Genomic DNA, 12672 nt, shown 5'->3' with positions numbered 1-12672 from the left:
ATTTAAAATTTAAAATTGTAAACGAACTCCTAATTTGAAGTTTCTTCCTCTAGTTGAATATCCCAAGGTCTCTTCGTAATCTTCATTCAAAATATTAGATATTGTCCCGAAAAATGTTACTGTTCCGTCTAATAACTTATAGTTGGCATTTACATCCAATAAATTATAAGAAGGTAAAACTACATCAGTACCAGCAGCTCCAAAGCTTCCCCATTTATCAAAATAAGTTCTTTTTCCAACTTTTTTGTAGACTAAAGAAACAAAAGTGTTTTTAAATGGCGATGTTTCTAAATTGGCTACAAATTTATTTTTTGGAATGTAATCTGCGTCGCTATCTTTGGTGATATTTGTATAACCTAATTGCAGTTTTACATTGTCTATAGCCGTAATTGTTAGGTTTGTTTCTATTCCGCTTACCTTGGTTTTTCCTGTAGCATTTTCATAAGAACTTGTCCAAGGAGCAACTGGCAACGAAACAAAGATAATTGCATCTTCAACGGCTCTGTTAAAATACACTGCGTCTAATTGAATGAATTGCTTGTGTGTTGCTTCAAAACCAACTTCGAACGTAGCACTCGCTTCTGGATTTAAATTTAAATTACCATATTGAGAAAATAATTGATATGTACTTGGCGCAATAAACGCTGTACTGTATGATGTCAACGCTTTTATTTTTACATTTTCTACATTAAAATTATAAGAAACATTTGTGTCGTACACAAAATGATTTCCATAATTGCTATGAGTATTTAACCTTCCTCCTACGTTTATGTTTAATCCGTAAGTTGAATTATACACCAAAGAAGCATACGGATCTATATTGCTGAAATTTGCCAACTTATCATCAATATTTCCAAAATCAGAAAGCGTATTGTTTCTGTGTTCTTGATAATTTAATCCTGCAATTAATTGATATGTTCCTTCAGAAAAAGTCAATCTATTTACTGCATCAATATTGATACTTTTCCCTGTATAATCGTACTTATTTACAAGATTTGCATACGAATTAAATGTGTGTAAAACTCTATTTACATCATTAAAAGATGCTTGCAGATACGCTTCTCCGTTGTTGTATTTAAAACTTGGTTTTACACCAACTCTAACTTGAGTATCTTCTCCATTATTGATGTCAGAATTGCTGTAAGCCCCAGCATCATAAGTGTATTTAAAATGATCGTAGTTTACAAAAGTTTCTAATTCAAATTGATTATTGAACCTATATCCTAATTTCACCAAACTAGATTTGTTGTAAAAAGGATCTGTAGAAAAAGATTGATTGGTTTTGCTTTTCGCAGAAGACATTCCGTCAACACCAGAAATATTGAATGTAGCTAAGTAATTAAAGTTCTTTAAACTTCCGTTTATGCTTACATTTTGATTTCTATCTAACAACCGCAAATTTTTAGTATTGGCTTCATTATTTGTGCCCAAACTTACTTCGTAGGTTGCAGAAAGCTCTTTTTTATTTCCTTTTTTAAGGATGATATTAATCACGCCAGTTGCTGCACCAGAACCGTATAAAGCACTCGAAGCTCCTTTTAAAATTTCAATAGACTCTACTTGATTTAAAGATAATAATCGCAAATCGTACTCTTGACTAATTCCTGAAGGATCAGAAACAGGAACACCATCAATAAGCACTAAAACCTGCTTACTTCTTCCTCCTCGAATGTAAATCCTTTTAATTTCTCCTGGATTTGAATTGATTCCTTTAATTTCGATTCCAGAAACATTGTTTAGCAATTCAAACACCGTTTTACCAGCATTATTTTGAATTTCTTGTTGTGTAATTTTAGTAATTACTTTTCCGATTTTTTCTTTTTCTAACTTAAACTTAGTTGCAATTACAACAACTTCTTTTAACTTAATTTCTTTTTCTTTTGATTTTTGCGAATACGCAGTTGTGCCAACTAAAAAGAAAGCTAGCAAACCAACAATACTTAATTGTTTGTTCATTTTAAATGATTTAATTTAACAAATAAATCAGGAAATTTTGTACGAAATGAATTGTACAAAAACTTTTGTCCCGAAAGTTTTTACTCAGTGATTATGGCAGGTCTCCTGGCTCGCGTCTTGTAATTTACCTTCCCATTTTATGCTGAATTAATTTTCAACATTTTAACAGTGGTTTAAAGAATAATTACAAGCATTCTTTCTAAAAGAACGAAGCTTACAGTTGCGGGAACAGCTTTGGGATAACAATAAAATTGTGTCACCAAATTCCCTTTTAATTCATCAACTAATTCGTAGAGTTGATAAAACCAAATTTCACGACAAATGTAAATGATTTATCATCATTAATAAAATTTTATTCACAACATTTTTGTAACCTTGCAGAATGAAATCATTTACAATGAAGTGGAGTTTAAGAGTACTAATTATTGCTGTTTTATGTGTTACTTGTAAGCCAAATAATAATTCAAACACCAAAAAACAAATAGCTAAAGAATCAATTGAAATAAAATACGCTAAAGGATTTGATATTCAGTATTTTAAAAAATATAAAAAACTAATTATAAAATCACCGTATCAAAATTCTAAAGAGCAATTTGAATACATTCTAAGCAATTTAAAAAACAACCAATTACAATCCGTTTTAGGAACTAAAATTACAACTCCAATTCAGAAAGTTGTGGTAACTTCTACCACGCATATACCAATGTTAGAATTGCTTGGTGTAGAAAATTCTTTGATTGGATTTCCTCATACAAAATATGTTTCATCAACCAAAACAAGAAAATTGATTGATGCCAATTTGGTAAAAGAAATTGGTGTAAAAGCTGCGTTAAATACAGAAATATTATTGGATTTAAATCCTGATGTTGTGATTGGCTACAGCATGACAAAAGCAAACAAATCATTACGTTTAATTGAAAAATCAGGAATTCCTGTTGTGTTAAATGGAGATTGGTTAGAAGATACCCCGCTTGGAAGAGCTGAATGGATTAAATTCTTTGGAGTTTTATACAACAAAGAAAAAGAAGCAGACAGTATTTTTAAAGTGATCGAATCTAATTACAACATCGCTAAAGAAATCGCTAAGAAAGCCGAAACAAAACCTACTATTTTATCTGGCGCAATAATGAGCAAAGATATTTGGAATTTACCAGCAGGAGAAAGCTTTGTTGCACAATTTTTAAATGATGCAAACACCAATTATTTATGGAAAGATTCTAAAGGAAAAGGAAGTTTATCCATCAGTTTTGAAAGCATTTTAGACAAGGGAAAATCCGCAGATATTTGGATTGCTCCAGGTTATTTTTTATCAAAAAAACAAATGCTAGAAAAAAATATCAACTACAAAGAGTTTACAGCATTTAAAAACAATCAAGTATATACTTTTGCGACCAAAGTTGGAGCAACTGGAGGTGTTCTTTATTTTGAATTGGGTCCAACAAGACCAGATTTAGTACTAAAAGATATTATTAAAATTACACATCCAGAATTGCTTAGAGACTACACACCAACTTTTTTCGAGAAAATGAATTAAACGTTATAGATTTTACGCATCAGAATTGGTAAATCAACTCCTTCTTCTTTAAACCTTTTATGAACTGCTTCTTTTAGATTGCATTTAAACTTGAACTCTTCAAAAGGCTCATCTACCCAAACATAGGCACGTAAATGAATAAAACCCTCATTTAAATCAATAAAACGAATAACAATTTGATGATCTTCTGTAAGTACTTCTTCTGGAGTTCTGTTATCAATTACATGATCAAATTTTAAAGCTTCTTCTCGAATGATTTTTTTTGCCAAGTCTACATCAGCATTTAAACCAATTTTAAAGTTATTAAAACTTAATATATACGAATCTTCTATCGTATGATTTAATATAGATTCGGTACTAATAATAGAATTTGGAATGATTAAACGCTTGTTTTCGAATGTGTTAATAATTGTATGGCGCAACGTAATATCTTGCACAATTCCTATTCTTTCTTCGTCAATTTTTATATAATCGCCAACCCTAAAAGGCTTAAAGACAACAATAAAGACACCCGCAATTAAATTAGATAAAGCTGCTTGGGCTGCAAAACCAATTATAGCGGCTAAAATTCCTGCTCCAGAAAAAATAATGGTTGCTTTACTTCTTAAAGACGGAACAGTGTAGATTAAATATCCAAAAGCACATAGTCCTAAAAAGAATTTAATAGAGTTTTTTAGAAAAAATACACTTGTACCTCCAAAACGCTCTGTTTTTCTATACTTGATATAAATCACAAGAAAATAACGAACAATTCTAGAAATCATCCATGTTATAAAAAAAACAAATAAACTATAAAAAAAGATACTCCAAAAACTATCTAATTCTAAAAAATTGTCAATATATTTTTTCATGTATATAAATTGCTAAAATAATGTTGTTTGACTTTCATCGTCTTTTGCTTTCTGATCTGCCTTTTTCTTTTCAATCGTTTTTTGCAAAGCTCTTTCTGCTTTTTCTTCACTACTTAATGGCCTTGGTTTTTCTGGAGAGTTTTCCAAATTTGTGATTTCTAAAGGCAATATTTCTTCCGGTTTTTCATCTAAAACCTCTTCTTCAACAACTTCCATATCTTCAGCTTTTGGTTCTTCAAAAGGCAATGATTCTAGCAAACTAACTTGTTTTACTTTTTCTTTTGTCAATTGATTTCCTTGTGCTTTGATTCCTTTTATCGAAATAAAATCTTCAAAATTTACTTCAACATTCTCTAAACTTCGTTTAGAAAATTGCACTTCTGCTAAAGGTCTATAATCTGTTGCAATTATTTCTAATTGCGATTTTGGGTGTTCTGAAATAAAAATTTCTTCTTTATCTACCTGCTCTATTAAAAAACGTTTTACATAGTAGGTTTCTTTTTCTCCATCAAAATAAATGGCTGAAATTGGTTTCTTTGGATTCCATTTTTCTAAAACAATCATATCATCTTCAAACCTACTTGCTAAATTTGGAGTAACCGCTTTTATAGTTCCTGATTGCAATGCTATTAACAACTTATCGTCTGCTCTAAATTCTCCTAACAACTCTCCTCTTCCATCCACATTTAAACGTTGTACAGTGTCATCAAACCAAATTTTACGCGGCTTTAATGTAGAAACACCTGCCGATTTAAATTCAACTTTCTTAATTGAATATTTAGTGATTGTATTTCCTCTAACCGCTCTACCTTTTACTGCTAAATCTGCAAAATCGATATCCCATTTCAATTTTTTAACACTTCCGACCGCCCTTAAATTGATGGTAACAACTTCGGCTTCTCCATTTGGATTTGCCGTAAAATACAACACTTTAGAACCTTTGTTTCCGTTGGTTAAATCGTACTCTTTATCTCTTGTAACGCCCGTAACTGTAAATCGTTTCATATAACTTGGTCCGGTTTTCCCGTCGCGATACATCATGTTATACACCGTTCTTTTGTCTTTCTTTTTAAATACAGAAATATGGATGATATCTTTACCTACAAACGTTTTTGAATCTACTTTTGTAACCATCATTTTACCATCAGATCTAAAGACAATTATATCATCGATATCTGCACAATCAGTAACATATTCGTCTTTTTTAAGCGATGTTCCTACAAAACCTTCTTCTCTGTTTACATATAGTTTTGTGTTTCTGATGACTACTTTTGTAGCTTCAATATCATCAAAAATTCTAATTTCTGTTTTGCGTTCTTTGTCTTTTCCATACGTCGTTTTTAAACGTTTGAAAAAATCAATTGCAAATTCAATTAAATTTGCCAAATAGTTTTTTACCTCAGCAATTTTATCTTCCAAACTTTCAATATGTTGTTTGGCTTTATCTATATCAAACTTTGAAATCTTTTTAATTCTGATCTCTGTTAAACGCACAATATCCTCCTCTGTAATAGCTCTTTTTAAATGTTTGATATGTGGCTGTAATCCTTTATCAATTGCAACAATAACACCTTCCCAAGTTTCTTCTTCTTCAATATCACGATAAATTCTATTCTCAATAAAAATACGTTCTAACGAAGCAAAATGCCATTGTTCTTCTAATTCATTTAACTGAATTTCTAATTCTAGTTTTAACAATTCAACTGTATTGTCAGTTGATTTACACAACACTTCATGTACGCCAATAAAAACAGGTTTATTGTTTTCAATAACACAACATAATGGCGAAATTGAGTTTTCGCAATTGGTAAAAGCAAACAAAGCGTCAATGGTCTTATCTGGTGATATTCCTGGAGGCAAATGGACTAAGATTTCTACATTTGCAGCCGTGTTATCTTCTATTTTTTTAATCTTAATTTTCCCTTTTTCATTGGCTTTAATAATGCTTTCGATTAGTGTTGTAGTAGTTGTACTAAACGGAATTTCTGTAATTACTAAAGTCTTCTTATCAAGTTGAGAAATCTTAGCTCTAACTCGAACTTTACCTCCGCGTTTTCCTTCGTTGTAATTGGTAAAATCTGCTACTCCGCCCGTTAAAAAATCTGGAACAATTTTAAAACTTTTCCCTTTTAAATGTTTGATGGAAGCATCAATCAGTTCAATAAAATTATGCGGTAATATTTTGGTTGACAAACCAACTGCTATTCCCTCTCCTCCTTGAGCTAATAGCATCGGGAATTTTACAGGAAGATTTATCGGTTCTTTTCTCCGTCCGTCATACGAAGATTGCCATTTTGTAGTTTTTCCATTGAAAACAACATCCAATGCAAATTTAGAAAGTCGAGCTTCTATATATCTTGATGCTGCTGCGCGATCACCAGTTAAGGTATTTCCCCAGTTTCCTTGCATATCGATTAGCAATTCTTTCTGACCAATTTGCACCATTGCATCCCCAATAGAAGCATCTCCATGCGGATGATATTGCATCGTATGACCAACAATATTCGCTACTTTATTGTAACGACCATCATCTAAATCTTTCATAGAATGTAAAATTCTACGTTGTACTGGTTTAAATCCGTCATCAATTGCAGGAACTGCTCTTTCTAAAATTACATACGAAGCATAATCTAAAAACCATTCTTTGTACATTCCTGTAACTTTAGTGATGGTTTCAGTATTTTCTACTGGATGATTTATTTCTTCGTTTTCGTGTTCGTTTATTTCTTCACTCATGTAAAAAACGTTTATTCGTTTAAGAGTTTATTTATTTTATAAAAACTACTTTTTATAGCCTATTTTATTTCTGTCTGATTTATTTTCTTTCTTCTCAATCAATTCATCTAAATAATTAAAAACCAATTCTATATTTTTAGAATTATTGGTTAATTTCTTTTTGATGTTTTCTATTTCTAACTGAAGCGATAAATTATCACTTAATAACTGACGCATTTTGGTAAATATTCTGATAATTTTAATATTTACTACAATAGCTCTATCGCTATTTAACACACTTGACAACATTGCAACGCCTTGTTCTGTAAAAACCATTGGAACATAACGCAAACCCATTTTATCTGAATTGGAGGTCGCAAATTGCGTCCTCCAATTCTCAAACTCTTTTTTTGTCAATTCAAACATAAAATCTTCAGGGAAACGGCTTAAATTTCTTCTTACTGCCTCCTTTAACCTCTTTGTTTCTACCTGATACAATTCCGCTAAATCTCTATCTAACATTACTTTCTGATTGCGAATCAAATAAATTTTGTTCGTGATGATTTCATCAGAAATCATACTTTTTTCTTTTTCTTCTTGCATTTTTTACTCTTGAGGAAGCAAATTGCGACCTCCATTTTAATTCTTTTTCTTAGCTCATATCTTCTTCAACTAAATCCAATTCAACTTTTAAATTCTTAATAATAAACTTCTGTCTGTCTGGTGTATTTTTCCCCATATAAAATGAAAGCATTTCTTCAACTGACATTTCTTTGTCAAGCATTACAGGCGCTAAACGAATATCATTTCCAATAAAATGGACAAATTCATTTGGAGAAATCTCACCCAATCCTTTAAATCGTGTTATTTCTGGTTTTCCTTTTAGTTTTTCTATCGCTTCTCGTTTTTCTTCCTCAGAATAGCAATAATAAGTATCTTTTTTATTTCGAACTCTAAACAATGGTGTTTCTAAAATATACAAATGTCCTTCTTTGATCACTTCAGGAAAAAACTGTAAAAAGAAGGTAATCAATAACAACCTGATATGCATTCCATCTACATCGGCATCTGTTGCGATTACTATATTGTTATACCGTAACCCTTCTATTCCGTCTTCAATATTTAAAGCCGCTTGCAGTAAATTAAATTCTTCGTTTTCATATACTATTTTCTTTGACAATCCGTAGGAATTCAATGGTTTTCCTTTTAAGCTAAAAACGGCTTGTGTATTTACATTTCTAGATTTTGTAATAGAACCAGAAGCAGAATCTCCCTCTGTAATAAAAAGTGTTGTATCTAAATAGTTTTCTTTTTTGATGTCATCAAAATGAACTCTACAATCGCGTAATTTTTTGTTATGTAAACTGGCTTTTTTAGCTCTATCTTTTGCTAATTTCCGAATTCCTGATAACTCTTTACGCTCACGTTCTGCTTGCAATATCTTGCGATGAATGGCTTCTGCAACATTGGTGTTTTTATGTAAATAATTGTCTAATTGTGTTTTTACAAAATCGTTGATAAAAGTTCTTACTGTTGGCAAACCACCACCCATTTCTGTTGAACCTAATTTTGTTTTTGTCTGACTTTCAAAAACAGGTTCCATTACTTTAATGGCAATTGCAGAAATAATTGATTTACGCACATCAGACGATTCATAATTTTTACCAAAATATTCTCTAATGGTTTTTACAATCGCCTCTCTGTAAGCTGCTTGATGCGTTCCTCCTTGCGTTGTGTGTTGTCCATTTACAAACGAATGGTATTCTTCTGAATATTGTGTTTTACTATGTGTAATTGCAATTTCAATATCCTCATCTTTTAAGTGGATGATTGGATATAATAAATCGGATGCCGAAGTATTTTCTTCTAATAAATCTTTTAATCCGTTTTCTGAGTGAAATTTTTCTCCATTAAACAAAATGGTTAAACCAGTGTTTAAATACACATAGTTTTTAAGCATTTTGGCAACATATTCATTTCTGTATTTGTATTTGCCAAAAATTGTTTCATCAGGAATAAACTGCACTTTTGTTCCTTTTCTTAACGATGATTCATGCGCATCTTCTACTTCAACGATATTTCCTTGAGTAAATTCTGCCCAAGCAGTTTTATTATCTCGTATAGATTGCACTTTAAAATATTCTGACAACGCATTTACGGCTTTTGTCCCAACTCCATTTAATCCAACCGATTTTTTAAAAGCTTTAGAATCGTATTTACCTCCAGTATTCATTTTAGAAACCACATCAACTACTTTTCCTAACGGAATTCCACGACCATAATCGCGAACGGTTACTTGTTTGTCTCTAATAGAAATTTCGATGGTTTTACCGGCTCCCATCACATATTCATCAATAGAATTGTCTAAAACTTCTTTCAATAAAATATAGATTCCGTCATCCGGAGAAGAGCCGTCACCTAATTTACCAATATACATTCCAGGACGCATTCGGATGTGTTCTTTCCAGTCGAGAGATCGAATATTGTCTTCGGTATATTTTGTTTCTTGTGCCATAAAAATTTGCGGGTTGAATGCCTTGCTAAAATAGCAATAAGCGTAAAAAATAAAAAACTCTATTGAATTAGTTATCAACAGAGTTTTAAAATATTTTTTGACGGTTTTTCTAAGCCTTTAAACGTTAAATCTAAAGTTCATCATATCACCATCTTGCACAATATATTCTTTACCTTCAATAGATAATTTTCCGGCTTCTTTTACTTTTGCTTCACTTCCTAAAGCAACATAATCTTCGTATTTAATTACTTCTGCTCTAATAAAACCTTTTTCAAAATCAGTATGAATAACTCCTGCCGCTTGTGGTGCTGTATCTCCGATGTTAATTGTCCAAGCTCTTACTTCTTTAACTCCAGCTGTGAAATACGTTTGGAGTTTCAATAATTTATACGCAGATCTAATCAATTTTGATGAACCAGGTTCGTCTAACCCAATGTCAGCTAAAAACATTTGACGTTCTTCATAATCGTCTAATTCGGTAATATCTGCTTCTGTACCAACCGCCAAAATAATAATTTCTGCATCTTCATTGGCAACAACTTCTTTTACTTTATCAACATATGCATTTCCATTAACGGCTGAATTTTCATCAACATTACACACATATAAAACTGGTTTTGCTGTAATTAATTGAAGTGTTTTTACAAATTCTTCTTCTTTTTCTGTAAAATCGATAGTTCTTACAGATATTCCTTGTAACAACGTTTCGTTGATTTTTAATAAAATCACCAATTCTGCTTGCGCTTCTTTATTTCCTGTTTTTGCGGTACGTTTAACTCTTTCCAACCGTTTTTCAACAGTTTCTAAATCTTTTAACTGCAATTCAATATCAATCGTTTCTTTATCTCTAATCGGATCGATGGTAGTATCAACATGGATAATATTGTCGTTATCAAAACAACGCAATACATGAATAATTGCATCGGTTTCTCTAATATTTGCCAAAAACTGATTTCCTAACCCCTCTCCTTTACTTGCTCCACGAACCAATCCAGCAATATCAACTATTTCCACAGTTGCTGGCTGCACCCTTTCTGGATTTACTAATTCTTCTAGTTTTTCTAATCTTTCGTCAGGCACATTTACCACACCAATATTTGGTTCTATCGTACAAAAAGGAAAATTTGCACTTTGCGCTTTTGCGTTTGATAAACAATTAAATAAGGTTGATTTTCCTACGTTTGGTAATCCTACAATTCCAGCTTTCATAATTCTTTAAATATTTTTGATAAAAAACACAAACATCAAAACTTGATTTTTGCGAGCTTACCTTGCAGCAAGCAGGTGCAAATATAATGTTTAGAATTAAAAAACATAACAATATATTTAGTATCATTTTTTTAAAACAAAGAACTAAAAAATATAAATTTATTGGCATTAATTTTTTTTAATTACTTTTAGCCTGTAAAGCATACTGTATTTAATGAATAAATTATCTGATCAATATATTTGGAAAACGTTAAAAGAAGGAGATCTTAAAGCTTTTGCCATTTTATATAAAACGTACTATCCAAAATTATATAATTATGGGTTAAAAATTTCTAAAAGAGTTCCATTAACAGAAGATACTTTACACGATTTTTTTCTTTATATATATGAGCATCGACAAAACCTTAGTGATCTTGATGCTATTGCACCCTATCTATTTGCTTCTTATAGAAGGCATTTAATAACGGCCCTTAAAAAAAAATCTAAAATTGTTTCTTTTGATAAAATGAACATCAATATTATTGATATTCAATTTACTTCTGAAGAGATAATGATTCAACAAGAAAGTAAAACTTTCAGAAATAAAAATATCAACACCCTACTCAACAAACTTCCAAAAAGACAAAAAGAAGCCATTTATTTAAAGTATTATTGCGGATTAAATACTAATGACATCTCTGAAATAATGAATTTAAACTATCAAAGTACTTCAAACACTATACATAAAGCAATTAAAAATTTAAGAGAAGAAACTTCTATACTTCAATTAATTAATTCTTAATAACATACAAAAAAGGGTATATTATTTTGTAATACACTTATTAATAATACAAACCAATGAACATTAAAGTACACTACAAATAATGACAATAACAAATTTCAATAATATTGAAGACTTTCTAAAAGATGACTCTTTTTGTAATTGGGCTAAAGGCAATAGACTTTCGGATGTTAATTTTTGGGATCAATGGCTCATTCAAAATCCGGACAAAAGAGAAATAGTAAACGAAGCTAAAGATATTATACTTGGCATTCAAATTAAAAACCAAGATTTATCTGAAGAAAAAATTGAAGTAGAATGGAATCGTTTAGAAAATAGCATCAAAACTTTAGCTTCTAAAAGAAAGCAAAAAAAAGTTTTTACTTTTAAGAAATACAGTAGTATAGCCGCTTCAATAGTATTATTCATTTCTGTTGGTTTTTATTTCCTTACAAATAACCCACAAAAAACCACTTACAAAGCTGCATTTGGAGAAGTGCTGCATTTAAAACTAAATGATGGAAGTTTAGTTACCTTGAATTCAAACTCTTCAATTCATTATTTTGGCAATAATAGTAGAAAAATTTGGTTGACAGGAGAAGCTTTTTTTGAAGTAGATAAAAAAACAAGTACAAATGCAAAATTTTGGGTTCACACCAATGATTTAACAGTAGAAGTTTATGGTACATCTTTTAATGTAAATACTAAGCGCAATCAAACAGCAGTATTCTTAGAGGAAGGAAATATTTGGCTTGAGCTTAAAAATGGGAAAACCCAAAAAATGATTCCTGGAAATTACATTTCTTACACTTCTGAAGACGATATCATATTAAATCAAAACAAAAACATGAAATCTTCTCTAGTAACTTCTTGGAAAGACGGTTCAATTATTTTTGATAAAATACCTTTATCTGATGCTATTAAAAAGATTGAAGATACTTATGGTTTAAAAGTGAATTTTGAAGATGAAATTAGTAAATCAAAAATAATTACAGGTACTGTTCCTGTTACAAATTTAGATATTTGTTTAAAAGCAATAGAGAAATCGGTTAATGTAAAAATTACTAGGATCAAAAATCAGCTTTTTATAAAAAATAAATAATTTAGTTATATTTACTAAATTCTTTAATTG

9 protein-coding genes and 1 riboswitch are annotated in these 12672 nt (G+C 30.7%); of the genes, 3 read left to right on the top strand and 6 right to left on the bottom strand.

The window, feature by feature from the left end:
• Window positions 1-9: 9 nt before the first annotated feature.
• Complete coding sequence (locus tag KCTC32516_RS09665) at window positions 10-1956, bottom strand: TonB-dependent receptor plug domain-containing protein (RefSeq protein ID WP_301400212.1); 1947 nt, start codon at window positions 1954-1956, stop codon at window positions 10-12.
• A gap of 78 nt (window positions 1957-2034) precedes the next feature.
• Window positions 2035-2281, bottom strand: a riboswitch (cobalamin riboswitch).
• Between the two features lie 57 nt (window positions 2282-2338).
• On the opposite strand from KCTC32516_RS09665, the gene KCTC32516_RS09660 reads away from it, so the two are divergent.
• Window positions 2339-3490: an ABC transporter substrate-binding protein gene (locus tag KCTC32516_RS09660; RefSeq protein WP_301400211.1), complete on the top strand. Its 1152-nt coding sequence runs from the start codon at window positions 2339-2341 to the stop codon at window positions 3488-3490.
• Here the strand turns inward: KCTC32516_RS09660 and KCTC32516_RS09655 are convergent.
• From KCTC32516_RS09655 to ychF, 5 genes are all read right to left on the bottom strand, one after another.
• Entirely contained in the window at window positions 3487-4341 is an 855-nt protein-coding gene (locus KCTC32516_RS09655; protein WP_301400210.1) for a mechanosensitive ion channel family protein, read from the bottom strand. The two genes, KCTC32516_RS09660 and KCTC32516_RS09655, sit on opposite strands and share 4 nt — an antisense overlap.
• Window positions 4342-4353: 12 nt before the next feature.
• Complete coding sequence (locus tag KCTC32516_RS09650) at window positions 4354-7077, bottom strand: DNA gyrase/topoisomerase IV subunit A (RefSeq protein ID WP_301400209.1); 2724 nt, start codon at window positions 7075-7077, stop codon at window positions 4354-4356.
• Window positions 7078-7122: 45 nt separating this feature from the next.
• Window positions 7123-7659: an ORF6N domain-containing protein gene (locus KCTC32516_RS09645; protein ID WP_301400208.1), complete on the bottom strand. Its 537-nt coding sequence runs from the start codon at window positions 7657-7659 to the stop codon at window positions 7123-7125.
• A gap of 49 nt (window positions 7660-7708) precedes the next feature.
• Complete coding sequence (locus KCTC32516_RS09640; RefSeq protein ID WP_301400207.1) at window positions 7709-9571, bottom strand: DNA topoisomerase IV subunit B; 1863 nt, start codon at window positions 9569-9571, stop codon at window positions 7709-7711.
• A gap of 117 nt (window positions 9572-9688) precedes the next feature.
• The gene (ychF, locus tag KCTC32516_RS09635; protein ID WP_301400206.1) at window positions 9689-10780 is read right to left on the bottom strand and encodes a redox-regulated ATPase YchF; all 1092 of its coding nucleotides are present in this window, start codon (window positions 10778-10780) and stop codon (window positions 9689-9691) included.
• A gap of 214 nt (window positions 10781-10994) precedes the next feature.
• Between ychF and KCTC32516_RS09630 the strand changes: the two genes are divergently transcribed.
• Window positions 10995-11561 carry an RNA polymerase sigma factor gene (locus tag KCTC32516_RS09630; RefSeq protein ID WP_301400204.1) on the top strand — a complete coding sequence of 189 codons (567 nt, stop codon included), beginning with the start codon at window positions 10995-10997 and terminating at the stop codon, window positions 11559-11561.
• Window positions 11562-11643: 82 nt separating this feature from the next.
• Window positions 11644-12642: a FecR family protein gene (locus tag KCTC32516_RS09625; protein ID WP_301400203.1), complete on the top strand. Its 999-nt coding sequence runs from the start codon at window positions 11644-11646 to the stop codon at window positions 12640-12642.
• Window positions 12643-12672: the final 30 nt, after the last annotated feature.

Source organism: Polaribacter huanghezhanensis, assembly GCF_030444335.1.
GTDB lineage: Bacteria > Bacteroidota > Bacteroidia > Flavobacteriales > Flavobacteriaceae > Polaribacter > Polaribacter huanghezhanensis.
This window is presented reverse-complemented; position numbering and strand designations above follow the sequence as displayed.

Coding starts and splice junctions, on each gene's coding strand:
- KCTC32516_RS09665 (WP_301400212.1), bottom strand. CDS start 1,956: ATGAACAAACAATTAAGTATTGTTGGTTTGCTAGCTTTCTTTTTAGTT.
- KCTC32516_RS09660 (WP_301400211.1), top strand. CDS start 2,339: ATGAAATCATTTACAATGAAGTGGAGTTTAAGAGTACTAATTATTGCT.
- KCTC32516_RS09655 (WP_301400210.1), bottom strand. CDS start 4,341: ATGAAAAAATATATTGACAATTTTTTAGAATTAGATAGTTTTTGGAGT.
- KCTC32516_RS09650 (WP_301400209.1), bottom strand. CDS start 7,077: ATGAGTGAAGAAATAAACGAACACGAAAACGAAGAAATAAATCATCCA.
- KCTC32516_RS09645 (WP_301400208.1), bottom strand. CDS start 7,659: ATGCAAGAAGAAAAAGAAAAAAGTATGATTTCTGATGAAATCATCACG.
- KCTC32516_RS09640 (WP_301400207.1), bottom strand. CDS start 9,571: ATGGCACAAGAAACAAAATATACCGAAGACAATATTCGATCTCTCGAC.
- ychF (WP_301400206.1), bottom strand. CDS start 10,780: ATGAAAGCTGGAATTGTAGGATTACCAAACGTAGGAAAATCAACCTTA.
- KCTC32516_RS09630 (WP_301400204.1), top strand. CDS start 10,995: ATGAATAAATTATCTGATCAATATATTTGGAAAACGTTAAAAGAAGGA.
- KCTC32516_RS09625 (WP_301400203.1), top strand. CDS start 11,644: ATGACAATAACAAATTTCAATAATATTGAAGACTTTCTAAAAGATGAC.